The organism is Psychrobacter sp. TB15 (genome assembly GCF_000511655.1).
Lineage (GTDB): Bacteria > Pseudomonadota > Gammaproteobacteria > Pseudomonadales > Moraxellaceae > Psychrobacter > Psychrobacter submarinus.
In genome coordinates, this window is record NZ_AYXN01000006.1 from 1 (window position 1) to 25,568 (window position 25,568).

20 protein-coding genes and 1 pseudogene are annotated in these 25,568 nt (G+C 44.0%); 11 read left to right on the forward strand and 10 right to left on the reverse strand.

Features of this window, described 5'->3' with window-relative positions; all coding sequences use genetic code 11:
- Positions 1 to 66 precede the first annotated feature (66 nt).
- The gene (locus tag W234_RS0100850; RefSeq protein ID WP_025643546.1) at positions 67 to 507 is read left to right on the forward strand and encodes a transposase family protein; all 441 of its coding nucleotides are present in this window, start codon (positions 67 to 69) and stop codon (positions 505 to 507) included.
- An 8-nt stretch (positions 508 to 515) separates the two neighbouring features.
- Positions 516 to 899, forward strand: a pseudogene (locus tag W234_RS0100855) (transposase family protein); the annotation flags it as partial.
- Here W234_RS0100855 and W234_RS0100860 read toward each other — a convergent pair.
- The 3 genes from W234_RS0100860 to serS form a co-directional block, all read right to left on the reverse strand.
- The gene (locus W234_RS0100860; protein WP_025643827.1) at positions 894 to 1,607 is read right to left on the reverse strand and encodes an RNA-directed DNA polymerase; all 714 of its coding nucleotides are present in this window, start codon (positions 1,605 to 1,607) and stop codon (positions 894 to 896) included. The pseudogene W234_RS0100855 and the gene W234_RS0100860 overlap by 6 nt on opposite strands.
- Positions 1,608 to 1,826: 219 nt before the next feature.
- Entirely contained in the window at positions 1,827 to 3,824 is a 1,998-nt protein-coding gene (tkt, locus tag W234_RS0100865; protein ID WP_025643829.1) for a transketolase, read from the reverse strand.
- Between the two features lie 272 nt (positions 3,825 to 4,096).
- Positions 4,097 to 5,383 carry a serine--tRNA ligase gene (gene serS / locus W234_RS0100870; RefSeq protein WP_025643831.1) on the reverse strand — a complete coding sequence of 429 codons (1,287 nt, stop codon included), beginning with the start codon at positions 5,381 to 5,383 and terminating at the stop codon, positions 4,097 to 4,099.
- Between the two features lie 241 nt (positions 5,384 to 5,624).
- Here serS and W234_RS0100875 point away from each other — a divergent pair, with 241 nt between their 5' ends.
- Both W234_RS0100875 and W234_RS0100880 read left to right on the forward strand, forming a co-directional pair.
- Positions 5,625 to 6,284, forward strand: a complete 660-nt coding sequence (locus W234_RS0100875) for a YcxB family protein (RefSeq protein ID WP_025643833.1) — start codon at positions 5,625 to 5,627, stop codon at positions 6,282 to 6,284.
- Between the two features lie 277 nt (positions 6,285 to 6,561).
- Positions 6,562 to 7,050, forward strand: a complete 489-nt coding sequence (locus W234_RS0100880) for a Dps family protein (RefSeq protein ID WP_025643835.1) — start codon at positions 6,562 to 6,564, stop codon at positions 7,048 to 7,050.
- A 126-nt stretch (positions 7,051 to 7,176) separates the two neighbouring features.
- Here W234_RS0100880 and W234_RS0100885 read toward each other — a convergent pair whose 3' ends face one another.
- The 3 genes from W234_RS0100885 to W234_RS0100900 all read right to left on the reverse strand — a co-directional run bounded on the left by W234_RS0100885 (position 7,177) and on the right by W234_RS0100900 (position 10,086).
- Positions 7,177 to 7,920, reverse strand: a complete 744-nt coding sequence (locus W234_RS0100885) for a DUF2057 family protein (RefSeq protein WP_025643837.1) — start codon at positions 7,918 to 7,920, stop codon at positions 7,177 to 7,179.
- A gap of 89 nt (positions 7,921 to 8,009) precedes the next feature.
- Positions 8,010 to 8,813 (reverse strand): DnaA regulatory inactivator Hda, encoded by an 804-nt coding sequence (hda, locus tag W234_RS0100890; protein ID WP_025643839.1) that lies wholly within the window; start codon positions 8,811 to 8,813, stop codon positions 8,010 to 8,012.
- A 166-nt stretch (positions 8,814 to 8,979) separates the two neighbouring features.
- The gene (locus W234_RS0100900) at positions 8,980 to 10,086 is read right to left on the reverse strand and encodes an AI-2E family transporter (protein ID WP_025643841.1); all 1,107 of its coding nucleotides are present in this window, start codon (positions 10,084 to 10,086) and stop codon (positions 8,980 to 8,982) included.
- Between the two features lie 311 nt (positions 10,087 to 10,397).
- Here W234_RS0100900 and purM point away from each other — a divergent pair, with 311 nt between their 5' ends.
- Together purM and purN are read left to right on the forward strand one after the other, a co-directional pair.
- Positions 10,398 to 11,447 carry a phosphoribosylformylglycinamidine cyclo-ligase gene (gene purM / locus W234_RS0100905; protein WP_025643843.1) on the forward strand — a complete coding sequence of 350 codons (1,050 nt, stop codon included), beginning with the start codon at positions 10,398 to 10,400 and terminating at the stop codon, positions 11,445 to 11,447.
- Complete coding sequence (purN, locus tag W234_RS0100910; RefSeq protein WP_051397450.1) at positions 11,447 to 12,145, forward strand: phosphoribosylglycinamide formyltransferase; 699 nt, start codon at positions 11,447 to 11,449, stop codon at positions 12,143 to 12,145. Before purM ends, purN begins: the two co-directional genes overlap by 1 nt.
- A 134-nt stretch (positions 12,146 to 12,279) precedes the next feature.
- Here the strand turns inward: purN and W234_RS0100915 are convergent, their stop codons facing one another.
- Positions 12,280 to 13,659, reverse strand: a complete 1,380-nt coding sequence (locus W234_RS0100915; protein WP_025643853.1) for an NAD-dependent succinate-semialdehyde dehydrogenase — start codon at positions 13,657 to 13,659, stop codon at positions 12,280 to 12,282.
- Positions 13,660 to 14,110: 451 nt separating this feature from the next.
- Entirely contained in the window at positions 14,111 to 15,100 is a 990-nt protein-coding gene (locus tag W234_RS0100920) for a LysR family transcriptional regulator (protein ID WP_025643854.1), read from the reverse strand.
- A 671-nt stretch (positions 15,101 to 15,771) separates the two neighbouring features.
- Between W234_RS0100920 and W234_RS0100925 the strand changes: the two genes are divergently transcribed.
- Positions 15,772 to 17,361 (forward strand): isocitrate lyase, encoded by a 1,590-nt coding sequence (locus W234_RS0100925; RefSeq protein ID WP_025643856.1) that lies wholly within the window; start codon positions 15,772 to 15,774, stop codon positions 17,359 to 17,361.
- Between the two features lie 344 nt (positions 17,362 to 17,705).
- Positions 17,706 to 19,298, forward strand: coding sequence for a CYTH and CHAD domain-containing protein (locus W234_RS0100930; protein WP_025643858.1), 1,593 nt, complete (start codon positions 17,706 to 17,708; stop codon positions 19,296 to 19,298).
- Between the two features lie 87 nt (positions 19,299 to 19,385).
- On the opposite strand, the gene W234_RS0100935 is transcribed toward W234_RS0100930, so the two are convergent.
- Positions 19,386 to 19,901 carry a L,D-transpeptidase gene (locus W234_RS0100935; protein WP_025643860.1) on the reverse strand — a complete coding sequence of 172 codons (516 nt, stop codon included), beginning with the start codon at positions 19,899 to 19,901 and terminating at the stop codon, positions 19,386 to 19,388.
- Positions 19,902 to 20,032: 131 nt separating this feature from the next.
- On the opposite strand from W234_RS0100935, the gene W234_RS0100940 reads away from it, so the two are divergent.
- On the forward strand, positions 20,033 to 21,349 hold the full coding sequence (locus W234_RS0100940) for a hypothetical protein (RefSeq protein ID WP_025643862.1): 1,317 nt from the start codon (positions 20,033 to 20,035) through the stop codon (positions 21,347 to 21,349).
- Positions 21,350 to 21,439: 90 nt separating this feature from the next.
- On the opposite strand, the gene W234_RS0100945 is transcribed toward W234_RS0100940, so the two are convergent.
- Positions 21,440 to 22,678 (reverse strand): argininosuccinate synthase, encoded by a 1,239-nt coding sequence (locus W234_RS0100945; RefSeq protein ID WP_025643864.1) that lies wholly within the window; start codon positions 22,676 to 22,678, stop codon positions 21,440 to 21,442.
- A gap of 632 nt (positions 22,679 to 23,310) precedes the next feature.
- On the opposite strand from W234_RS0100945, the gene pyrC reads away from it, so the two are divergent.
- On the forward strand, positions 23,311 to 24,390 hold the full coding sequence (gene pyrC, locus W234_RS0100950) for a dihydroorotase (RefSeq protein WP_037058581.1): 1,080 nt from the start codon (positions 23,311 to 23,313) through the stop codon (positions 24,388 to 24,390).
- Positions 24,391 to 24,603: 213 nt separating this feature from the next.
- Positions 24,604 to 25,275, forward strand: a complete 672-nt coding sequence (rnt, locus tag W234_RS0100955; protein WP_025643868.1) for a ribonuclease T — start codon at positions 24,604 to 24,606, stop codon at positions 25,273 to 25,275.
- The last annotated feature ends 293 nt before the right edge of the window (positions 25,276 to 25,568 follow it).

The window sequence follows — 25,568 nt, forward strand, 5'->3', positions numbered from 1 at the left end:
TAGACCTCTTGCAAAAGTAGCAGAGGGAATTAAAATAAGAAGAACATTCATCGTTGTCTAAGAACCATGCCAAACATAGATAAGCTACTCAAACAAAGTGACGCTGGTTTTAAACGCTACACTGGCATTCATAAAGCCACCTTTTATGACATGCTTGATGCCATGCAAGAGCATGAAGCATCTAAGACCAAATCAGGTAGACCAAGTGTGCTCAGTCTTAAGGAGCAGATACTACTAGCCCTGACTTATTGGCGTGAATACCGCACGCTTTATCATATCAGTATGGACTTTGGTATTCATGAGTCTTCTGCTAGCCGTATCATTCGTAAAGTAGAAGACACACTGATTGACTCTGGCAAGTTTGAATTACCTAAAAAGCTGCCTAGTCGTGTCGATGACGACATCAATTGGTCAGTCGTCATTGTTGATGCTACCGAAACCCCTATTGAGCGTCCAAAAAAAACCAAAGAGACTACTACAGCGGTAAGAAAAAACAACACACCTTAAAAGCGCAGGTTATCGTTCATTGGCAAACTGGTTTGATACTTGATGTGCAAACCTGTAAAGGGTCAATCCACGATTTTAAGCTGTATAAAGATACTTGTCCTGACTGGTTACCTTGTGACGCCAAGCTACTAGCCGATAGTGGTTATCAAGGGTTAGCAAAGTTACATGAGCAAACTTTCACGCCATTTAAGAAACCTCGTGGTGGTCAGTTATTAGAGATATGCAAACAGGCCAATCACTATCTGGCAAAGTTCCGTATTGTGGTTGAGCACAAAATAGGCTTAATCAAGTTGTTTAAAATCGTGGCTCATAAATATCGCAACCGTCGTCAGCGCTATGATCTTAGAATGAAGCTGTTTGCTGGTATCATTAATTCCGAGCTTAAATTATGACTTTTGCAAGAGGTCTATTCTAAAATCATCTACATATCTCGTATGACTTAGGCCCTCATTAATTATATAGTCATCGATGTCCATCAAGATAGCTTCAGCCATAATTATACTAGCTGCCGGACCAACTGGAATACCTTGAGAGTTCTTACCGTTTAGTTTAGATAAGAAAGCCTCTATGTCATTAGATTCGTTACTTAAGCTTGAATTGGAAAATTCTATAGCATTGTTTAGTCTATGTAGATAAATCTGATTATAAAAATCTGTAATATCTGTATAAAGTACATATTTATAAGCATCGGCTAATTCTTTTGATTTGTTAACATAGTTATTAAATCCATTACCATCTGCGAAAAAACTTCCGTTATTTAAATCAATTCTATAAGAACACGCTACATTTAACTCTATTGGAACTCTGTTTCTTTCTATTGAATCAGCTACTTCATATGCTAGAGCTGTATATACAATTGTACTTACTGCATCTAACTGCTGGACAATTCTAAATCCTCCTTTAGGTTTTACAGATGTAGCAGTGATTGCGCTAGCAGCTGGTAATTTAGTTACGTTAGTTGAAGACAATTCTTTTTTCACGTCTTCCCATGAGTGCCAGATAGCATCATATTCTCTATTCTTAGGAAAAAAGTCAGAATCGTAATAGCTTTCAATGTGTTTTTTAGCAAACTCTAAAGAATCATCGGATAAACGGCTCATGTGTTCCCTTTTTTTTATAATACTGAATGTATTCAAATTTAGTTAGATATTATTTACTGACTTATGTTTAATAGTAACAAATATTTAGAATTGCTTCTATATCTTAATTTTTAAAACAAAAAAAGAGCCACCAGAATTGTCTGGTAGCTCTGCTCAATAGTGCCATTAACTCAACTATAAACCATAGCTAAGTACTGGGCTAAAGCCCCAGCCTACAAATCAGATCAAACTATTTACCGCTTCAACCACCGCCTCGCTTGTAATACCAAACTCTTTGTACAAGTCGCTAGCAGGTGCTGATTCGCCATAAGTCGTCATGCCGATAACTTTGCCATCAAGGCCAACGAACTTATACCAGTAGTCGACATGCGCCGCTTCGACTGCGACACGGGCACGGATAGCAGCAGGTAGTACTGAATCACGGTAGCTGGCATCTTGCTCCATAAAGATCTCAGCACACGGCATAGAGACCACGCGCACGCCTACACTGTTTTCGCTAAGTGTCTTGTATGCTTGCATCGCAAGGCCGACTTCTGAACCGGTAGCGATGATAATGGCTTGCAGCTCGCCTTGCTCTTTCGCTAGTACATAACCACCTTTAGCAATATTAGCGACTTGGCTTGTATCACGCGCTTGATGCGGCAAGCCTTGACGGCTAAAGATAAGCGCTGATGGGTTGTTTTCAGACTTGATTGCTTCTACCCAAGCACTTGCAGATTCAGTCGCATCACACGGACGCCATGTGCGCAAGTTTGGCGTAGTACGCAGACTCGTCAATTGCTCAACAGGCTGATGAGTTGGACCATCTTCACCCAGACCGATAGAGTCATGCGTATAGACATGAATGACACGCTGCTTCATCAACGCGCCCATACGCACTGCATTACGCGCGTATTCCATAAACATCAAGAAGGTCGCAACATAAGGGATAAAGCCGCCATGTAGCGCGATACCATTAGCAATCGCGGTCATACCGAACTCACGTACGCCGTAGTAAATATAGTTACCGTCAGCGTCGGTTTCGATACCCTTGGCGTCTTTAAAAAGGGTTAAGTTTGAGCCAGCCAGATCCGCTGAACCACCCATGATTTCAGGCAGCAAAGGCTGTAGCGCATTGATCGCGTTTTGACTGGCTTTACGACTGGCGACGTCACCGCCTGCTTCTTGAGTTTGCTGGATATAGTGTTTTGCTTGAGCCTCAAATTCGCTTGGTAGCTCGCCATTTAGACGGCGCATCAGCTCTTCTGCAAGCTCTGGATAGGCTTTTTTATAGCCTTCAAAGGTCGCGTTCCAGTTCTTTTGCATGACATCGCCTTTGGCCTTACCATCCCATGCTTCATAGATCTCATCATCTAACTCAAATGGCGCGTGTTTCCATGCCAGCTCATCACGAGTTAACGCGATTTCATCATCACCAAGCGGCGCGCCGTGGCTAGAAGCTTTGCCTTGCTTGTTTGGGCTACCTGCACCAATAGTGGTTTTGCAGATGATTAAGCTTGGACGAGTCGTCTCATTGATCGCTTGCTCGGTCGCTTGAGTAATGGCGTCGGTATCATGACCATCGACTTTGATCACCTGCCAGCCGTAGCTCTCAAAGCGCATTTGTGTATCATCGGTGAACCAGCCTTCGACGTCGCCATCGATAGAGATGCCATTATCATCATAGAAGAATACTAGTTTACCCAGCTCTAACGTTCCTGCAAGCGAGCAGACTTCATGGCTAATGCCTTCCATTAAGCAGCCATCGCCTAAGAACGCATAAGTATGATGGTCGATAACTTCATGACCGTCACGGTTGAACTGCGCGGCAAGCGTTTTTTCGGCGATAGCAAAACCTACCGCATTAGCGATACCTTGGCCTAGTGGACCTGTCGTCGTTTCCACACCAGGGGTATAACCCAGCTCTGGGTGACCTGGCGTCTTTGAATGCAGCTGGCGAAAGCCTTTTAGATCGTCAACGCTGACGTCATACCCTGAAAGATGCAATAATGAATAAATCAGCATCGAGCCATGACCGTTTGATAATACAAAGCGGTCACGGTTATGCCAGTTAGGATCAGCAGGGTTATGCTTCAAAAACTTGCGCCATAACACTTCAGCGATATCGGCCATACCCATCGGCGCGCCGGGGTGGCCTGAGTTGGCTTTTTGTACCGCGTCAAACGAGAGCACACGGATAGCATTAGCAAGTTTACGTTCATTAATTGGGGTAGGCATAGCAGGTCCTAATATTCGGATGATAAGTCAAGAAGACAAAAGGAAAAGCGATTGAGTAATAAGATTAGAGCGTAATAACTGCGCGCGCTCGATAATTAGATAAATAACAAGATATTTAAGTCAGGGGCAATATTAACATATTTGCGATAATCCTAGCTAAAAATGCGCTGACAGGAGCGTTTGCGTTTCGCAATCACTCCTATTGGTTTTATTAAATGACAGACATGTAGATACATAAATAGGCAGAATCGACAGATAGGATAAAGCGCTACTTATACTGCAATAGTCTCAGCACCGCCCATAAATGGACGCAATACTTCAGGAATCGTAATGCTGCCATCAGCGTTTTGATGATTTTCCATTACCGCGAGCAAAGTACGCCCTACTGCTAGACCTGAGCCATTTAGGGTATGTGCCAGACTGGTTTGCTTACCATCTTTAACCCGCGTGCCCATACGGCGTGCTTGGAAGTCGCCGCAGTTTGAGCAGCTGGAGATTTCACGGTAGGTATCTTGGCTCGGTAGCCACACTTCGATGTCATAAGTCTTTTGCGCGGCAAAGCCCATATCGCCGGTACATAGCATAACAGTACGGTACGGCAAATTGAGCTGCTGCAAGATATATTCTGCTTGCCCCGTCATCGCCTCTAGCAGCTCATCTGATTGCTCGGAGGTGGCGATATTGACCATCTCAACCTTTTCAAACTGATGCTGACGGATCAGGCCACGTGTGTCGCGCCCGTGCGAGCCGGCTTCACTACGAAAGCACGGCGTGTGCGCGGTGAACTTAAGCGGCAGCTCTTTAACATCCAAACGCTCACCGCGTACTAGATTAGTCATTGGCACCTCAGCAGTCGGAATCAAGTAAAAGTCGGTGCCGTCGTTATTAGTATGGTTGGTCAATTTAAACAGATCATCTTCAAACTTAGGCAACTGACCTGTGCCTTTTAGGCTCTCAGAATTGACAATATAAGGTACATAAGTCTCAAGATAGCCGTACTTAATAGTATGAGTGTTCAGCATAAACTGAATCAACGCGCGATGCAGCTGCGCCAATTGGCCTTTTAGCACATTAAAGCGGCTACCTGTTAGCTTCGCAGCAGCTTCAAAATCAAGCATCCCTAGTGTCTCACCGATATGGGTATGATCCTGTATTTCAAAATCAAACTCACGCGGGCTACCCCAGCGGCGTACTTCTACGTTATTGTCCTCTGACTCGCCTACTGGCACATCGCTAGCTGGAAGATTAGGGATTTGTAGCGCCGCCTGATTGATGCGCTCTTGCAGACTACGTAGCTCGTCTTCGGCGGCCTTAATCTCACCACTGACGCTTTGCATCTCAGCAAGTAGCGAGCTTGCATCTTCACCGGCCTTTTTGAGCGCGCCGACTTGTTTGGCTCCCGCATTGCGGCGAGACTGCAGCTCTTCTGTTTTGACCTGCAAAGACTTACGCTCTGACTCAATCGTTTGCCAAAATTCTATATCTAGCGGATAACCACGCGTGGTCAATTGCTGCTGTAAATCAGTTAAGTCACCGCGTAAAAGTTTGGGGTCTATCATAAGAATTGCCTGTCGCGCTATAAGTTAGATGAGTAAAACTAAATGATTGCTATGATACCAAGACACAGCGGATTTGACCACGTTTTCGCATAGTTTTGCGACAGATAACGATAGATAGGCGAATCTATTTCTTTTATAGGCGCTTTTCGGTAAGATAAGCACCTACCGATATCCTTCTTTAGCCCATTATAGTGTGCCAAAGTCGTCTAACACTTTTTATCTGAGTATCTGAGAACCTTTTATGGCCCTGTATCCCTATACGCTGCAACCTATCGCCCTCAACTTGACGGAAGCTGAATTTCAGCAAGCCCAATACGAGCTATTTACTAATGCAAGCCCCTCTTTTGGTCTAAAAAGTCTAAAAATGAAAGAGTGGATCATCATAGGGATAGTCGTCCTCCTAGCCATCGCTGGACTGGTCTTTTTGACGGGCTACTCAACGATTATTTTTTGGCTAATGCTAGTATCCGTAGTCATCTATTTGTTGGTTCGGACCCTTGGCTTTAAATGGTACGTCAAAAAAGAGTTTGAAAAACAAGTGTCGGGGCAAGAGATGCCTGATGAGATGCGCCAAATCAAGCTTGGCGTACAAAAGCATGGCCTAGTGATGGCGATGCCTGCCAATCAGCCTGATCTGATGCAAAACCCGCAAATGCGCGGTATGCAAATGCGTGCCGGCGCAACTCAGCAAGCAGTGATACCTTGGAGCGCGGTCAAGAGCTGGGATGAGACTGATGACTATATCTTTATGATGTTTGAGATGAAAGGTCAGCAAGGCAGTCAAATTATACCTAAGCGCTTAACTACGCAAAAATTCCCTATCGATACGGTACGTCAACATCTACAAGAAGTCGTTCCTATTCGCGGTCTAAACCCCGAGAGCTTACAGCCTCCTGCTTAGCGCATTAGCTGCACTAGTTAAAGCTGTTAGTAGTTATCACTTTTTTATGTTTTATAAAACTCATCATATTGGTTTATTTAATTCAATTAACCTAACCACCTACCTTTGCTATGATAGCAGTCATTAAAGAGGCGGGAGCTAGCAGACGGGTTTTGCTACTGTCTGCTTAATAAGATAAAATAATTTTGATTAAAATGTAAAAAATAATCACCAATATTTTTAATCGTACTTTAAATACAGTTTTATAAATTAACACTCACATTAAAAGGATAATATTATGAGTAATCAAGATAACACTACTAATCAGATTGGCCTAGAAAGAGCAGATATGAGCGCTGTCGTTGAAAAGCTTAACAGCTTACTATCGAGCTATCATATGTTTTATATCAACGTACGCGGCTATCACTGGAACGTTAAAGGCGAGCACTTCTTTTCATTGCATGAGCAGTTTGAAGAGCTGTACACTAACTTGCAAGTAGAGATCGATGAGATTGCCGAGCGCATTCTAACTCTAGGTAAAACGCCACTACATGCTTATAGCGACTTTGCTCAGCATACTAGCATCAAAGAAGACAAAAACGTCCATGATGGTAATAGCTGCGTCAAAGGTGTAGTTACAGGTTTACAGACGCTTATCGAAGAGCAGCGTCAAGTATCAGCTCTAGCGGAAGAAGCGGAAGACCAAGGTACTGCTGACTTGCTTGATGAGTATGTGCAGCAGCAAGAGAAGCTAGTATGGATGTATAACGCATTTTTAGGCAAATAGCATTACATAAGTCGTGTTTAGTAATCAGTTATGCACAAAAAAGCACCTATAGAATTAGGTGCTTTTTTTATATCTAAATTTTGGCACAATGATTGCTATCTACAGTAGCTTACTGATTATAATCGCCTATTCTTGTACCCATTGGCGTATTTTTGCGCGCTCGTTTGGCGTTGCTTGTAACCAAAGCTGCATAAAGCTATCTAGAGTATTGGTGCTTTGCACTGATGCCGCTTTTGTAGCGGGTGCTACGCTATAAGTACTCGTGGCTGGCGTAGTTCCTGTAGTCGCCCTTGTCGGTTGCGGCTGAACTGCCGGTGCAGGTGATGGCTGGTCAATAGCAGCGATAGCGCGTTGGTTTTGCATCTGCGCATCTTCGCCACCGCCAAATACGCCGCCAATCGCTTTACTCAACCCAGAGAAAATTCCGCCACTGTTGCCAGCTACGCTTTGTTGACTGGCGATAATGGTATTGTTTTGCTGCACAGCAAGCGTTGGCTGTTTTGCATACTCTTTAGCAGCTTTGTAATCCTCTGGCTGGTTTGGCATAACCAAACGATAGGTCTGATTGTCCGCCATTTCAGCGACAACACTGACGTTACCTGAACGCAGATAGTCATGCTCATCACGAGGAAGATTATACAGACGATCGTATTTGGCTGTTATCGCATGCTTACCCGGCTGTAGCGTGAAGCTTTTGGTCAATGGCTGAAAGATACTTTGAGAAATCTCTTGCCCATTAATCGCGGTAACCTTGATATTGTCATCCACGAGCAGCGTCACGTCGGCATGCGTTAGCATAGATACTGAGCTTGCGGCCATCAGTAACGTACCGACGGATAGTTTTTTGTATAAAGAGGCTGAGAGTGTCATAAGATATCCTATCGATAGTAAAATTATTTTGTAAAATACAATACTGTGTGCAATGAACTGTTTTGTGCAATAAAAATATGAGTATAAGGTTAAAAGTCGAGTGGCATCGTCTGATTGTCATCAATCGCCGCTTGACTATCGACTTGGGTTTCTTGACTGATATCCGCCAGCTCAGCGGCTAAGGTCTGCTCATCGATCGTACGCAGGGCATCGCTGATGACTGCTTTTGAGATATTACTGCGGCCTAAGTTTGAAAACATAGGCTGTATGTAATTGAGCACTTCCATCATCGCGCCAATACGATGCGGACCTTCTGTGAGCAAATGAGTCAAAATACGCTCATCAAACTGCCAACCGCGCCGGCGCAAGATAGATTCTAGCAGCGCTTGACGATCGACCAACTCATGGCCATCAGGGACCTTGAAGCTTGGCGCCTGAGACAACCTAGTGAGTAGATCGGTCAGTTGAAATGGCAGCGTGCTTGCAGATTTGTTAGCAGCAAATAATAGCTGACGTTGGCCCTCTCGGCTGCGATTGATCAGATGAAACAAAGCCTCTTGCCACTGAGTACTATGCTCTAGAACATCCAAATCATCAATAGCGATAACATCAAAGTTCTCTAGCGAAGAGAGGACATTGACATCGGTATTGACTAGCTCATTGAGCGAAAGGCAAATGGCTGATTTATCGATATCGATAAACGACTCGCAGATAGCAGATAATAAATGGGACTTGCCAGTAGCAGGGCTGCCAAATAGGTACAACTGACCTATCAGGCCGACATGAAGCTGCCGCACTGCATCGATGATAGACATCCAACCGGGACCTGAAAAGTCGCTGAGACTCGCATCATGCTTTATGTCCAGATTGAGACTTAGCTGTGCTTGCGCCATAGATCGTCAACTTAGTTTGGATAACACGGTAAAACGGTATTGAGAAACCATATCTTCTAAAATTGTGTTATAAACACTGCGCCTATATATACCATACTTCTAAAATGACTGACAAGTGCTTTACTCTTTTTAGCCATAGCAAAGAAGGATATGTTCTCAAATAAGATCATTCTTTTTTGAATAGATCCAACTGAACGCGGCCTTTATAAAAGTCAGTCGAGCGATAATAAGCATAGAGATGCCTAAATAGCACATTGATTACCGCTGATACGGGTAGCGCAATAAGCATACCAACGAAGCCTAATAGGCTTGCCCCTGCCAACACCGCAAAGATGACCCATAGCGGCGATAGACCGATTTTGTCCCCTAGTAGTAGCGGCTGCAGCACATAACCTTCAGCGGCTTGACCGACCAAAAAGGCTCCCACAATCAACGACAGATAGAACCAATCAAAGCCAAACTGAAATAGTCCCGCGATAATGGCAGCAATAAAGCCCAAACCAAAACCTAAATAGGGTACGAAGCTTGCGATACCAGCGACCATACCAATAGTGAGTCCCAACTCCAAACCGATCAGCTGCAGCTGTACAGCATAAATAGCGCCTAGTAACACCATAACCAAAAGCTGCCCTTTAATAAACTCCATTAAAGCGCGATCACACTCTTCGGCAATAGTAATCACTTTTTTGCTATACCCTGCCGGTATGGCCATCTTCCAGTTATGAATACGTTGATCCCAATTGAATAAAAAGTAGAACGTCAAAATAGGTACCAACACAATTAAGCCGGCATTATTGACAAACCTCATCCCCGAAGAAAGAATTTGACTCATCCATGTGCTCGCATCAGAGATGTTGTAATGCGTCTGCATATAACTGACCAAGGTCTCAGAAAAGCCTTCGATCTGCAATGCCGGCAGTAGTATGTTGGTATTGCTCACAAACCAGTCGCGAACCACATCATTATACCAACCCAAAATCCTCGGCAGATACTCCCAAGCTGCTTGTAATTGGTACCACAACGTCGGTATCAACCACCACAATAATAGCGCCATACCTACCGTAATTGTGGTATAGACGACGATAATTGCAATCCAGCGTTTAACGTATTTGCTCAGCCGCTTTACTAACGGGTTAAATAAATAGGCCAGCACAAAGGCGACAAAAAAAGGAATGATGACAGGCAGCATCAGCTTTAATAAAAACAAGGCTATAATAATAATGACGACGATAAATAGACGTCGAAAAAAAGGATCTATAGGCTGGGATGTCATTATTAATGATCCTATAAATAAGGGATGGTTAATGCGCTTATAAGCGATAAAAACTAAGCAGTCTAATGATGAGAGTTTTTTTAGTAACTTCTAAAGAGTAAGACTGACATTATCGCAAAGTAATCATAAAAAGCGGTGAGATTTTTGTATCAACCACTCCTTCAGCACTTATTGCTGTTTTATAAGAAATATAAGGCTTTTATAGACAATATTAGCAAGTTGCTTTGCGAGGATGAGCTATTATTGGGTATAATGCGCACACAAAAATTATTTTATCTTATTTAGTTCCATACCCCAATTGTGAGATGACTATGAGTGACAAGCCTTCTTTAAGCTACAAAGATGCTGGCGTTGATATCGATGCTGGTGATGCGTTAGTCCAACGTATCAAGTCCGTGGCAAAAGCCACTACCCGTCCTGAAGTAGTTGGCGGGCTTGGTGGTTTTGGTGCCCTATGCCGTATCCCTACTGGCTACACTTCACCACTACTCGTCTCAGGTACCGACGGCGTCGGCACTAAGCTCAAGCTGGCACTACAGCTTGATCGTCACGATACGATTGGTATTGATCTAGTCGCTATGTGCGTAAACGATCTACTCGTATGCGGGGCTGAGCCGTTATTCTTCTTGGACTATTACGCAACCGGCAAGCTCGATGTAGATACCGCAGCTACAGTCGTCAGCGGCATTGGCGAGGGCTGTAAGCTTGCTAACTGTGCTCTTATCGGTGGCGAGACTGCTGAGATGCCAGGTATGTATCAAGACGAAGATTATGATCTCGCAGGCTTCTGTGTCGGCGTTGTAGAAGAGGCAGAAGTCATCACCGGCAAAAACGTCAGCGAGGGCGATGTGCTCATTGCCCTAGCCTCAAGTGGCGCTCATTCCAATGGCTACTCGCTAGTGCGTAAAGTCATCGAAGTCAGCGGTGTTGATGTCACTACTAGCGATGAGACCCTTGATGACCAGCCTATCGCAGATGCGCTGATGGCGCCGACTCGTATCTATGTCAAAGCGATCAAAGCGCTGCAAGACACGCTTGGTAGCTCAGCGCTGCACGCAATGTCACATATCACCGGCGGTGGTCTGACTGATAATTTACCACGTGTATTACCAGATCATCTTGCTGCTAGTATCGATACTACTAGCTGGCAATTCTCAGAGCTGTTTAACTGGCTACAAACTGAGGGCAATATTAGTCAGGCTGAGATGTATCGTACCTTTAACTGTGGCGTTGGTTTTGTCATCGTGGTGCCAGAACAGCAGGCTGATAAAGCTATTGAGATCTTAAACGACAATGGTGAACAAGCTTGGCAAATCGGCGAAATGGTCAGCCGCGAAGCTGACGCTGTGGTCTATCGTTAATGTCTAGCACTTCGTTAAAAAGCCGCGCCTCATCCATCAGTGAGCCATTACGAGTAGCCGTACTCGTCTCAGGTAGTGGTAGCAACTTACAAGTCTTAATAGATGCTATGCAGGCAGGCGAGCTACCGATAGAGATAGTTGGCGTTATCAGCAATCGCGAGGATGCTTATGCAATCACGCGTGCAACAGATGCCGATATCCCAGTCGTGGTATTGTCCCATGTGGCAAGTGGCAAACGCATGGGGATTAAGACTTTTGAGACGCATGCTTCTGCGCAGCTACAAGACTGGCAACCTGACTTGATTGTATTAGCTGGCTTTATGCGGGTGCTGAGTAGCAATTTTATTCATCATGCTATCGCGCCAATGATTAACTTACATCCCTCATTGCTTCCTGCCTATAAAGGACTCGATACTCATCAAAGAGTGATTCAGGCAGGCGAGCGTCATCATGGCTGTAGTATCCATGTGGTCACAGCTGAGCTTGATGCGGGTGCTGTGTTGACTCAAGCGCTACTGGAAGTCAATTTGAAGGACACGGCTGATAGCTTACAAGTACGAGTACAAAAGCTTGAACATCAACTGCTGCCTTGGACGATTTTGCTGTTGGCTAAAGGCGTATTAACACTCAATACCGATTCATCAGATGATGCTAATTACTTGCCAGCGCTACCGTTAACATTGCACATCGACCAATAAATACAAGCTCTATCTTAAGATCTCTCACTTAGAAATAATGACACATAAAAAAGCCCAGTCACTCTATATATGAATGACTGGGCTTCATTTTATCTAGCGCTAAGCTATTTTAGCTATAAAATTTGTCTGTGCTCTTAGTTACTATGAACATGCAAACCTTTGATATTTACAAACTCTTTAATACCAAAGCCACCATGTTCACGGCCATGACCTGAGTTTTTTACGCCGCCGAACGGTAGTGCTGGATTTGCCAGACCGTAGCCATTGATATAGACCATACCCGTATCAAACTGCTCTCTTGCTAAACGGATGGCTTTATCTTCGTCTTTAGAGAAGATAGCGCCGCCTAAACCATAACGGCTATCATTAGCAATGCGCATGGCATCATCTTGATCTTTTGCTCGAATCAATGAGGCTACTGGGCCAAATAACTCATCATCATAGGCTGGTTGTCCCTCGGAGACATTTTCCAAAATCGTAGCGGGATAAAAGTTACCTTTACCTTCAGGCAATTTACCGCCAACTGAAATCGTCGCGCCTTTTTTAACACTTTCTTCAACTTGCTCGTGTAACTTCTCTTGCAAGTCTTTACGTGCTAATGGACCGATATCAGAGCTGTCATCCATAGGATCATCAGCTTTGCTATTCGAGAACTTCTCAACAATACGATCGCGGAACTCATCATATAAGCTATCAACAACGATAAAACGCTTCGCTGCAACACATGTTTCACCATTATTGATTAAACGCGCTTGCGTACAAGTCTCTACAGCAAGGTCCAAATCAGCATCTTCGAGTACAATAAAGGCATCATTCGAGCCAAGCTCTAGTACGACTTTTTTAAGGACTTTAGCCGCTTGTTGACCAACGATCTTACCTGCGCCATCACTACCAGTGAGCGTAACACCGCGCACTTTATCATTACCGATAAGCTTTTCTGATTGATCATGATCGATCAAGATCGTACGGAATAGATCATTTGGTAGATCGGACTCATGGAAGATTTTTTCTATTAATAATCCAGAGCCTGTCACATTGGCAGCATGCTTTAATAAAACACTGTTACCGGCCATCAAATTAGCAATGGCATAGCGAAAGACTTGGTATGCTGGAAAGTTCCATGGCTGCATACCGTAGATAACACCAATGGGCTGATAAGTGACAATGCCTTTTTTCATATTTTCGATATCGCGCTCATCGTCAGCTAATGCAGTGACCCCTTTTTCGGCAGTATAGTCACAAATTGCTTTACATAGATCTACTTCACTCAAACTTTGGTCATAAAGCTTACCACGCTCTTCAGTCATTAGTTTTGACAACTCTTCCTTATACTTCACTAGCGTATCGCCAATAGACCTAATGACTTTAGCACGCTCTTCGTGACTCTTTTTACGCCATTCGAGAAAAGCTTCATGTGAGGCATCAACGATTTTGTTGACCTCATCATTAGTCATATAGTTATATTCTTTAATATCTTCGCCCGTTGTTGGGTTCACAGTAGTAATATCTGCCATGATTCACTATCCTTATTTTGTTGTCGCGGTCTAGAAATATTCTTAGCTAAAAACTCTATATCAGCCAATGAACGTTAATGGATTATAAGATGGTCTAAAAAGCTACTTCTTAGTTAAGTCTTTTTCAAAATTAAGACTATAGAAGTCAAACCCTCAAACCTTATCTAATTGATGATTTTATAATAACAAATAATTGGCAGCGTAATTTTACAAGATATAATGAAGTGTGATTTTGATGTTAACAATGTGACTGAAATATAAAGGCCTGCTTAATAAAGTCTATTAAGTAGACCTAAACTATCAGCGGGCTAATCAGTAGCATAATTCGTCTGTAATGCAATGATACGCATAAAAAAGACCAATATGTGAATTGGCCTTGAAAGCACTTTAATAGCACTTCCATAGTACTGTAACGGCAGATGGCTATTAGGTAATAAAACAGCTTATCTCATTAGAACAACTGAGTAATCACTGGAATATCTTGCTGTTGATCCTCTTCGTCTGCCACGACTTGCCGAGCGACATGCATAATCAGTTGTCGCAACCAGCGATGCGCTGGGTGATGCTGCAGTAGTGGTGACCATGCCATCGTCAGCTCAAATTCAGGAATGAAAAAAGGGGGCTCTTTCATGACAATACTATCATTGGTCGCTTGCATGCGTGCAACTCGCGTTGGCAGTGTCGCAATCAAGTCCTTATTAGCAGCGAGCATCGCTGGCATCTGATAATGACGAGTAAAGACGCTTATCTGACGTTTTTGTCCTAAGCGCTGCAAGGCTTGATCAATGGAGCCAAGGCCGCCCGATTTTTCTGGATTGACCCCAAACCCAACACCCATACCTGTCTTGGATACCCAAACATGCTGACCTTTGAGGTAGTTTTTAAGATTGAAGCGATTGACATAAGGGCTATCGGCAGATAGTAGGCAGCTAAAAGTATCGCGCCATACTAGTACTTGGTGAAAGCTTTGCGGTATCTCATTAAAGCGGTTAATCGCCAGATCGACTCGCCCTTGCTCCATATCACGATAAGACACATCTGATGGGGTTAAAAAGTCCAAAATAACATTGGGCGCCTCAGAGCGCAGAGCCTTAACCAGTTTAGGAACCAAAGTCGCCTCTGCATAGTCGGAGGTCATAATCCGAAAAACACGGGAGGTGCTATAAGGACGAAACTCAGTACGCGGCTCAAGCACTTGTGTCAAATCAGCGAGTATCTCACGAATACGCGGCTGCAGCTCAAGCGCGCGCTCAGTCGGTGTCATGCCCTCAGAAGAGCGCACCAATAGCGGATCATTGAATAGCTTACGCAGGCGACGCAAGATGTTACTCATAGCAGGCTGAGTGATACCCAATTGCTCAGCGGCGCGTGTGACATTCTTTTCTCGAAGCAATACATCTAAATGTACCAATAAATTTAAATCAACCCGCTGCAAATTCATATGTGTTTCTCTTCGCTTTATAATAAATGTCACTTAGCGTTCATAGCTGCATAATTACTATTTTTAAATACTGACGATTTTAAATACTGACGATAGACGGCTTTACTGTTCTCAAACGACCTAAAAACTACAATGTACCCAATGCTTATCTAAAAATCATTTAGTGACCGAGCTAGCTCAATATATTTATTTATAACTTACTGATTTTATTATACTATACTTATAGTAAATACCAAAGATAACTATCATAAATTAGATAAATTACACTAAACTGACTATAGTAAGACTCAACGCTTAACTCGCAAGCCCGCTCTAAGCCGTGTTACTGGCGAATATTGTAACATCTCTGATGGATAACAAGTAGCTTCTGCGCTATCGCCTTATCGCTACTTGTTGATGATTGATTGACTCTTTTTTTGTCAATAATTTAAATCAAATACCTTGTATTTTGAAGCAGGTTTGTTTAGGGTAATAGTCCTCATATTTTAAGAAGACCAATGCCGGCTTTATTATTAAGTCATTTATAGGCCAACAAGACAGGCATTTAGTAGTAATTAATCAATCAGTATCAAAGTAGTCGTAATTCAATCGCAACTATAGTCCGGTATGATATTACTTGCGATAAGCTCTTATTTTACCTCGTTTTTTCCACCCCACCAAGGAGACAGTAAATGTCAACAACCTATAAGTCAGCTATCGATTTAGTACGTGAATTAAAGCAAAAGCACGGCAACTGGCAAAATATCAGCGAAACTGATGCAGCCCGTATGATGATTCAAAACCGTTTCAAAACTGGTTTAGATATCGCAAAGTACACCGCTAAAATCATGCGTCAAGATATGGCAGATTACGACAATGATACGTCTCAGTATACTCAGTCTTTAGGCGCTTGGCACGGTTTTGTTGCACAGCAAACGATGTACGCGAAGAAAAAATACTTCGGTACCACTTCAAAGACTTATATCTACCTATCTGGCTGGATGGTCGCTGCTCTACGCTCTGAGTTCGGTCCTCTACCTGACCAATCAATGCACGAAAAAACGTCAGTACCTAAGCTTATCGAAGAGATCTACACGTTCTTACGTCAAGCCGACGCTAAAGTATTGAACGATTACTTCCGTGAGCTAAACGCTGCTGAAGAAGCAGGTCAAGACACTAAAGCTATCTTAGAGAAAATTGAAAACTTCGAATCACACGTTGTGCCAATCATCGCTGATATCGATGCCGGTTTCGGTAACGAAGAAGCGACTTACTTGCTAACTAAGCAAATGATCGAAGCCGGTGCTTGTGCTATTCAGGTCGAAAACCAAGTATCTGACGCTAAGCAGTGTGGTCACCAAGCGGGTAAAGTCACTGTACCGCATGAAGACTATATCGCTAAGCTTAACGCTATTCGTTACGCTTTCTTAGAGCTCGGCGTTGAAGACGGCGTTATCGTTGCCCGTACTGATAGTGAAGGCGCATCACTTACTCAAAAGATTCCAGTATCAGAAGAGCCAGGCGATCTTGCTTCTAAATACATCGACTTCCTAGAAATGGAAGAAATAAGCATTGAAGACGCAAATGAGAACGATAGCCTACTTAAGCATAACGGCAAACTAGTACGTCCAGTACGTATGCCAAACGGCTTATATAGCTTCCGCGAAGACACTAACATCGACCGCGTTGTGCTTGACTGTGTAACCGCTCTAGAAAACGGTGCTGACCTACTATGGATCGAGACGCCGACTCCAGACGTAGCACACATCAAAATGATGGTAGATCGTATCAAAGAGCAACAGCCAAAAGCGAAGCTCGTTTATAACAACAGCCCATCGTTCAACTGGACGCTGAACTTCCGTAAGCAAATCATCGCTAAGTGGGAAGAAGAAGGCAAAGACATCTCTAAGTACAACAAAGATGACTTAATGAGCAGCGACTATGATGGTACTGAGCTTGATCAAGCTGCTGACGAAGCTGCCAAGAACTTCCAGCGTGACGCCTCACGTGAAGCTGGTGTCTTCCATCACTTAATCACGCTACCTACTTATCACACCACTGCTCTAAGTGTGCATGAGCTAGCCAAAGGTTACTTCGGTGATGAAGGTATGCTTGCATATGCTGCTGGCGTACAGCGTAAAGAGATCCGTGAAGGCATCTCATGCGTGAAGCACCAAGCAATGGCCGGTTCTGACCTTGGCGATGATCATAAAGAGATCTTCTCAGGTGATAACGCGCTAAAAGCTGGTGGTGGCAAAAACACTATGAACCAGTTCGGCTAATCTCAAGCTATATACTATGAACTACTCATAGCCATGTAAGCTTAAATAAAAGCCACTCTACACACTGTAGGGTGGCTTTTTTTATGGCTATATTTTACCTATGGCATTTTGTCGGTATTCGATACGGTTATCGTAGATACTGCATCTGTGCCAGCTTACTTTTATAATGATCCTTGGGCATGCCAAGTAAAAATAATAGATATAAAGCTAACGGAAGCTATCACTACCTCGACTCTAGTCTCAAGCAAAACTTTACTTGTCATTCACTGACAGCGTTCATAGGATAGATATAATATAAGTATAGAGGTAACATAACTATTATTAGAACGATAGGAGACATCATCGTGCAAGAGATTGAATTGAAGTTCTTAGTGCCGCAAGCGCGTCTAAAAGGTCTTATGCGTCAAGCAAAAGTAAAATCCTCACAGACGACAATGATGTCCGCTCATTATTTTGATACGCCCAAGCAAGAGCTTGCCAAGAGCGGCATAGGGCTGCGTATTCGCTTAGAGGGCGATGAATGGGTGCAGACTATCAAAGCTGGCGGCGATGGCATTGCCGCGCGTCTAGAGCACAATATGACTCTAGATGGTGAGCTGGTGCAGACGATGCTAGAGACGGATAGCTTGTTGCCGGATTTAGCTATATATAAAGAAACCGCTATTGCTCCAGCTCTTGCAGACTTTAAACTCAAAAAAATCAACAAAAAACTAACTCGTCAATACATCACTGATATCGAGCGCACCACTCGCTTATTAGTAGATAAAGAAAAAGTAGTCGCTGATAAAAAGAACAGCGCAGAGGAAAGTACGGTAAGTACCATTGAGGTGGCTTATGATCAGGGTCAAATTATTCATGGAACAGATAACTCAAAAGTACAGGACATACAAGAGATAGAGTTTGAGCTGGTCTCAGGTAATCTAAACTTTTTATTCACTACGGCAAAAGTATGGTGCAAACGCTATAAGCTGTGTCTATCAACAGTCACTAAAGCTGAGCGTGGCAGCCTACTTCTCAATGAGCAAGACTTTAGCCCTGCCGTGCACGCCAATCTAGGCGCACTGAGCATCGATGCAGACAGTAGCATGCCGGCGTTCATGCGTGCAGTCGTTCATAATTGTCTATTACAAATACTGCCTAATAGTAGTGCCATCGCCGCTGGCAGCAACGACAACGAGCATGTGCTACAGCTACGTATAGGCATACAACGATTACGTACTGCCCTAAAGAGCTTCAAAAAATTCTCCGAACAGCTCAATCCTGAATGGCTACCTATCCTAAAACAAACAGCAACTCTTCTAGGCGACTATCGTCAGCTCGCTTATTTAGTCACTGATATAGAGCCAACACTACAGCATGCTGGTGCGCCTAGCGTCGATTGGAGTGCTGATATCGACAACATGAAAATAACACCCATCGACGCCGTTCGTGCTAATGACTTCCAGCTGACTTTGCTTGAGCTTATCGCCTTTACTATGAGTGATGCTACTCTAGAGCCAAAAGCCCATAAATGTGCGCAAGAAAAATTAGCAAAAAGACTCTCCAAGCAGCATATTAAGCTGCTTAAGGCTGAGTATGATTTTGAAGATATCATCTTGGAGGCGTCTACTGATGATACTGATCAAAGCGCTGCTATCCATGAAAAAACGCACCAACTGCGTAAACATCTCAAAAAAATGCGCTATCTCAGTGAGTTTACCGCTCCTCTATATTCAAAGAAAAAAAGCAAACGTTGGCTAAAACGTATAACAAAAACGCAGCGAGCGCTCGGGGAGTATTTAGATCATCAACAATATCAGCATTATTATCAGCAAAAATCTCACACTGACACGCAAGCTCTATATGGCGCCGGATGGTTTGCCGCGCAGCTAGAACCTGATACTAAACGCTGCAAAAAACGTTTGACTAAGCTGCAAGATGCAGCGAGCTTTTGGTAGAACTCTGATTTCCTAAATGGTTATAGATAGAAGAGTCTAAGTTTTATACCTTAAAGCCATTTAACCCTAAAAAGGCACGCTCTCATGCTAACCCTCTATAAGCATGACGGGCGTGCCCTCTTCTACTTGCGCAAATAACTCGATGATATCGGTATTACGCATGCGCACGCAGCCATGCGAGAGTGGTACACCCATCGGTTCACTATCAGGTGTGCCGTGAATATAAATATAGCGCTGATAGGTATCGCAGCCGCCTTGCTCGTTACTGCCTTTATTGATGCCCTCCTCTAAGCCTTTAAGCCATAAAATACGGCTCAAGATCCAATCTCGCTTTGGCTGTAGACGCCCCAACTCTGCGTCATATACCTCACCAGTAGCAACGCGTCCGACAAACACCGTATTTATAGGTGCATCGTCACCAATTTTTTGGGCAATAACATGACGACCAAGCGGCGTGCAGCCACTATCTTGTTGGCTACCGATACCGTTTTTTGCAGTTGAGATAGGATAAGAAGAGCTCGCCACCCCATGATTACAGATAATCAATGTCTGCGCTTCGATGTTAATGAGCACTGCTGTCTTGGGCGTATCGGTATTTTTCATATATAGATCCAAATAAAATTATTAGCGCTATCAACAACATAAAAAACCCCTAAAATTTTCTAATATTAGGGGATTGTATCCGCATGACTTGCACCGTAAGATATATAAACACTTTTTGATGCTAGCAGATTATGACTACTATTTCACCGACACGCGTGTCGATGTATGATTTTTTGTATCAAGATATTCAGCCTCTGACTTCTTTATTGGCTGATACTGCCACTCTCTCACTGCCGCAAACCCGTATAGCCGTCAATAGCGGCATACAGGCCATCCTTGCCGCTTTGTTAGCTTACCAGCAGCGCCACCAAGCGCAAGCGGTGAATAAAAAACTGTTCTCACGAGCAGCGGTTAAAGAGCTACGCCAGTATAATGCGATGAATTTTGCGACGTTAAGTGCCACGCTTTATCACCGTCAAGATGTCACTGAGACTTTATTCATTGATAGTACTCGTGTCAATAAGGCTTGTGATTATATTGCCGATCAGGTCGATGCGAGCGCCGCGCAAGTCAAAGTCCTTCTCGGTACTTTAACTATTATTGTATTGCGCGAGTTGGCTATTTTGACAGAGTATAGTCAATTAGATAATGAAGAGTTGGATAAATGGTTCGCGCTACAGCCGCAATTCTTAACCAAGCAGCGTTTTGCAGCAGACTCAGCAGCGAGTATCAACAGCCATGCTGACACTCAAGTGCTGACAAACGCTAGGTCTTCAACGAAACCTGCAGATAGTGAGTTATCCAAGGCTGCAAACCCGGAAGCGCTAAGCGCTAAAGTAGCAGAGACTGAAATAACAGACACTGAAATGACAAACGCTGAGAGTGCTAACAGCGAACAAACAGATTCGCAAGCACTTGATTTCAGACCACCAGCGTTTGACCCTTACTGGTACGAGCTGACAAAATTTGCGCCTAATCTGGCTGCTTCTGGGCAAGATATGCAGCAAGCGACGTCCAATTATTTAAAAGTAATAGGCCGCTCGCCTGAGAATGTGCAACAAGGTCGGCATAATGATTTGCTCGTCTTTACCCAGATGCCTAATATCAGTGTGCCGCATCAGCGCTGGCTGCTACAGTTGGCTAAAATCTCTGATATCTATCTGAATCGTCGGCGTCTGCGCATTGCCTCTGAGCCTATCAATCCGCCGAGCGCGCCATTAGTCAGCTTAGCGTTGATCGGTGGCAATAGCGATAACACACCTGCCACTACGAGCGAGACGCCGATTGAGTACGAGCCTGCCGCGCCGCTTTGGAAAAACCCCGTCATTCTTATTATTGTTTTGGTTATTGGCGCGCTCAGTGCTTTGGCTGCCCTGAAATATCAATCACAACAATCAAGCGGAGCAATAACCGCAACTGAAGCGGTCATAGAACATGATAAAGCCGAAGAGCGCGAGCAACAGGACGTCGCTATTGTAAAGGTCGATGACGAAGAGGAAGCTAAATAACTCTAGCGATAAAAGCCTTTTTGCATAAAAAAAACAGAGACTATCAGTCTCTGTTTTTTATTATAAGTCTAAAAATACCATTGGGTCGTTTTATTTAGATAGATCGCGACCGCGACTGGCTTCGATCGCTAAACGTAGACCGTTTAGACGAATGAAACCTTCAGCGTCTTTTTGGTCATAAGCACCCGCGTCATCTTCAAAAGTGGCGATCTTTTCGTCAAATAGTGAATCATCTGATTTACGGCCAACGACGCTCACGCAGCCTTTGTACAGCTTCACACGTACCGTACCGTTGACATACTCTTGCGACTTGTCGATAAGCTCCTGTAGCATAAGACGCTCAGGGCTGAACCAATAACCGTTATAGATAATCTTGGCATAGCGTGGCATGATCTCATCTTTTAGATGTGCCGCTTCCCGATCTAGTGTCAAAGACTCAATGCCGCGATGCGCTTTTAGCATGATAGTACCAGCTGGCGTCTCATAGCAGCCACGCGACTTCATACCGACGTAACGGTTTTCAACGATATCTAAACGGCCAATACCATGTTTGCCGCCAAGCTCATTGAGCTTAATCATCACCTCATAAGGCTTGAGCGCTTCGCCATCAATAGCAACGAGATCGCCTTTTTTGTATTCAAGCTCTAGATATTGCGGCTCATCAGGCGCCTCTTCTGGGCTCACTGACCAGCGCCACATATCCTCTTCTGCTTCCATGTATGGATCTTCTAATATACCGCCTTCATAGGAGATATGCAGTAAGTTTGCATCCATAGAGTATGGAGATTTTTTCTTATTACCAGCGTAATCGATTGCGATATCATGCTCTTCAGCATATTTCATCAAGCTCTCACGGCTTGATAAATCCCACTCACGCCAAGGCGCGATAGTGACAATATCAGGAGACAAAGCGACCGCGCCTAGCTCAAAACGCACTTGATCATTGCCTTTACCGGTGGCGCCGTGACTAATGGCATCAGCATTGTGTTCTTTAGCAATCTCAACCAAACGCTTGGCGATAAGCGGACGAGCGATAGACGTGCCAAGTAAGTACTCGCCTTCGTAGATGGCATTAGCGCGAAACATTGGATAAACATAATCACGAGCGAACTCTTCACGCAAGTCTTCGATATAGATATCTTTGATGCCCATCGCTTCAGCTTTGGCGCGCGCAGGCTCAACTTCTTCGCCCTGACCGATATCGGCGGTAAAGGTGATGACTTCTGCATCATAGGTTTCTTGCAGCCATTTGGCAATGATGGACGTATCAAGACCACCTGAATAGGCTAAGACGATTTTGTTGATATTTTTTGGATCAAGTTGCGCCATAAATAACTCCTGTCAGTATAATGAGTGATAAGTAAATATAATTAGTGATAAATAATAAAAACGATTAGGGCGTGTTGAACATTCACAAATGCGCACTGCTGATAGCTAAAATAGTTCTAGTCTAAGTGAAAATTGCAGGTAATGCTTATTGCATTGGCTAGCTGATTTTATTTAAACAGTCGCAACGACTAGGGCGATTTTAGCATCAGCCCTAACTACAACAACAGGGACAGGACTCTTTTTTGCCGCTTTATTGATAAAAATAGACGCTTAGAACAACTAAACTTACCATTTTTATCTGCAAATCGCCTAAAAAATAGTCTCTGTCAGTGCCAAGGTCGAATGTTCAACACGCCCTAAAAAACACGAACAAAGATGAAAACTGAGTCAAAAATAGATTCCATCTCCAGTGTACATCATATTTGCTATAGGCAAAAGACTAACAGCGCGCGCAGCTTAAATCATCAGGCTAAGCAGTCCCCAGTTCGTCTGCCTTTGCCAATAATTATGTAGAGATGTGCAGCCACATATTCAGTCAAGTCAGTAAACCTGTTATGATAGCAAAACAATAAATGTGGTTTTATCAGAGCATTTTTACGCCTTTTGTCTCATCAATTAACCTATTGAGCGCTATGATTCCTATTACTGATTCGATTACAGAGTTAACCATCCTGCAACCAGATGACTGGCATCTTCATTTACGTGATGATCAGGCGCTTGCGACGACAGTGCCGCATGCAGCGTCCAGCTTCAACCGCGTTATCTGTATGCCAAACCTTGTTCCTCCTGTCAAAAACACTAATGATGCGCGCGCTTACCGTGAGCGTATCTTGCAGCAGCTACAAATCAGCGACATTCCAAAGGAGCGTAAAGCTGCCTTTGATCCACGTATGACTCTGTATATGACCGATCAGACGAGCGTACAAGATATCGAAGCTGCCGCTCAGTCCGGCATCGTACAAGCAGTCAAGCTCTATCCGGCTGGCGCTACGACCAACTCCGCTGATGGCGTCACTGATATTAATGCTCGCGCTGATATCTTTGAAGCTATGGAAAAGCACAACTTACCGCTGCTCATTCATGGCGAAGTCACTCATGACCATGTCGACATCTTTGATCGAGAAAAACGCTTTTTAGAAGAGGTCATGGGGCAAATCATTGGTAAGTTCCCGACCCTGAAGATCGTCATGGAGCATATCACGACCAGCGACGCCGCGGACTTTGTATTGTCACAAGGCAATCATGTCGCCGCAACGATTACTCCGCAGCATTTGATGTTCAATCGCAACCATCTGTTAGTAGGCGGTATCAGACCACACCTATACTGTCTGCCCATCTTAAAGCGCGAAAGCCATCAAAAAGTATTATTAGATGTCGCCACAAGTGGTAATCCAAAATTCTTTTTGGGTACCGACTCTGCCCCGCATGCCACTCATAAAAAAGAAGCTGCGTGCGGCTGCGCTGGTTGCTATAGCTCAGAGGTGGCGCTAGCTTTATATGCCACAGCGTTTGATAGCGTTGGTAAGATTGATAAACTCGAAGGCTTCGCCAGTCGCTTTGGCGCTCAGTTCTATGGGTTAGAGCTGAACTCTGAGACAGTCACTTTGACTAAGACTCCGATGCAAGTCCCAAGCGCTTATCCTTACTTCGATGGCTCTACCCTCACTCCGCTGATGGCCGGTGAAACACTATCTTGGTCTATCAAAGCCTAACGAATAGACCAGCCACCCTCAAGCTGCGCCAACCCGCGCAGCTCATTAAGCCGTCGCAAAACGGCCTCCTCACTGATGATAAAAAAAATTTAGATGATTATGACTATGCAAAGCGAGATAACTTCGTCCACCGAAAACTCAATGAATACAGCAAATAAGAATAAAAGCAGCATTCCTGCAGCAGATCTAGAGTCAGTCGAGTCACCGGCACCGATGACTCTAAAAGAGCGTTTTCGTAAGTTTATGCCTGTTGTCGTCGATGTCGAAACCGCAGGCTTCAACGCTCAAACCGATGCCCTGCTTGAGATTGCTTGTATTCCGATTCTACTAAATGACGAGGGAGTATTCTATTTAGGAGAAGCGTTAAACGCGCATATTGAGCCATTTGCAGGCGCGAATCTAGAGCCCAAAGCTTTAGCGTTTACTGGTATTGATCCTAATAATCCTATGCGTAAAGCCATCGCTGAAGATGAGAAGACAGCGCTGCGTCGTATTTTTAAAGCGCTCAAAGAAGTACGCCGTGAGCAAGAGTGCCGTCAATGCGTCTTGGTCGGCCATAATGCTCATTTTGATTTAGGGTTCTTAAACGCTGCGGTACTACGTACCAATAGCAAAAACCACAGCTCTTTTCATCAGTTTTCAGTCTTTGATACGGTTACTTTATCCGCTCTAGCTTTTGGCCAGACCGTGCTGGCACGTGCGTGTAAGGCTGCAGGATTGGAGTTTGATGGTAATGACGCCCACTCAGCGCTTTATGATACGCAAAAGACTGCTGAGCTTTTTTGTCATATTCTCAACAGCTATCCGATGCTCGCTAACGCCTTGCATACTGATATGCCAGAACCAGACGACAAACCAGACGCTACCAATGAGCCAGAAGGCTAGGGCGTGTTGAACATTCGACCTTGGCACTGACAGAGACTATTTTTTAGGCGATTTGCAGATAAAAATGGTAAGTTTAGTCGTTCTAAGCGTCTATTTTTATCAATAAAGTGGCAAAAAATAGTCCTGTCCCTGTTGTTGTCGTGAGGGCTGATGCTAAAATCGCCCTAGTCGTTGTGAAAATCTAGCCAATGCAATAAGCATTACCTGCAATTTTAACGACGACTAGAACTATTTTAGCGATCAGCAGTGCGCATTTGTGAATGTTCAACACGCCCTAATAAAACTGCTACAAG

What these genes read in the sequence shown, in the direction of transcription:
- W234_RS0100850 (WP_025643546.1), top strand. Translation starts at nt 67, where the DNA reads ATGCCAAACATAGATAAGCTACTCAAACAAAGTGACGCTGGTTTTAAA.
- W234_RS0100860 (WP_025643827.1), bottom strand. Translation starts at nt 1,607, where the DNA reads ATGAGCCGTTTATCCGATGATTCTTTAGAGTTTGCTAAAAAACACATT.
- tkt (WP_025643829.1), bottom strand. Translation starts at nt 3,824, where the DNA reads ATGCCTACCCCAATTAATGAACGTAAACTTGCTAATGCTATCCGTGTG.
- serS (WP_025643831.1), bottom strand. Translation starts at nt 5,383, where the DNA reads ATGATAGACCCCAAACTTTTACGCGGTGACTTAACTGATTTACAGCAG.
- W234_RS0100875 (WP_025643833.1), top strand. Translation starts at nt 5,625, where the DNA reads ATGGCCCTGTATCCCTATACGCTGCAACCTATCGCCCTCAACTTGACG.
- W234_RS0100880 (WP_025643835.1), top strand. Translation starts at nt 6,562, where the DNA reads ATGAGTAATCAAGATAACACTACTAATCAGATTGGCCTAGAAAGAGCA.
- W234_RS0100885 (WP_025643837.1), bottom strand. Translation starts at nt 7,920, where the DNA reads ATGACACTCTCAGCCTCTTTATACAAAAAACTATCCGTCGGTACGTTA.
- hda (WP_025643839.1), bottom strand. Translation starts at nt 8,813, where the DNA reads ATGGCGCAAGCACAGCTAAGTCTCAATCTGGACATAAAGCATGATGCG.
- W234_RS0100900 (WP_025643841.1), bottom strand. Translation starts at nt 10,086, where the DNA reads ATGACATCCCAGCCTATAGATCCTTTTTTTCGACGTCTATTTATCGTC.
- purM (WP_025643843.1), top strand. Translation starts at nt 10,398, where the DNA reads ATGAGTGACAAGCCTTCTTTAAGCTACAAAGATGCTGGCGTTGATATC.
- purN (WP_051397450.1), top strand. Translation starts at nt 11,447, where the DNA reads ATGTCTAGCACTTCGTTAAAAAGCCGCGCCTCATCCATCAGTGAGCCA.
- W234_RS0100915 (WP_025643853.1), bottom strand. Translation starts at nt 13,659, where the DNA reads ATGGCAGATATTACTACTGTGAACCCAACAACGGGCGAAGATATTAAA.
- W234_RS0100920 (WP_025643854.1), bottom strand. Translation starts at nt 15,100, where the DNA reads ATGAATTTGCAGCGGGTTGATTTAAATTTATTGGTACATTTAGATGTA.
- W234_RS0100925 (WP_025643856.1), top strand. Translation starts at nt 15,772, where the DNA reads ATGTCAACAACCTATAAGTCAGCTATCGATTTAGTACGTGAATTAAAG.
- W234_RS0100935 (WP_025643860.1), bottom strand. Translation starts at nt 19,901, where the DNA reads ATGAAAAATACCGATACGCCCAAGACAGCAGTGCTCATTAACATCGAA.
- W234_RS0100940 (WP_025643862.1), top strand. Translation starts at nt 20,033, where the DNA reads ATGACTACTATTTCACCGACACGCGTGTCGATGTATGATTTTTTGTAT.
- W234_RS0100945 (WP_025643864.1), bottom strand. Translation starts at nt 22,678, where the DNA reads ATGGCGCAACTTGATCCAAAAAATATCAACAAAATCGTCTTAGCCTAT.
- pyrC (WP_037058581.1), top strand. Translation starts at nt 23,311, where the DNA reads ATGATTCCTATTACTGATTCGATTACAGAGTTAACCATCCTGCAACCA.
- rnt (WP_025643868.1), top strand. Translation starts at nt 24,604, where the DNA reads ATGACTCTAAAAGAGCGTTTTCGTAAGTTTATGCCTGTTGTCGTCGAT.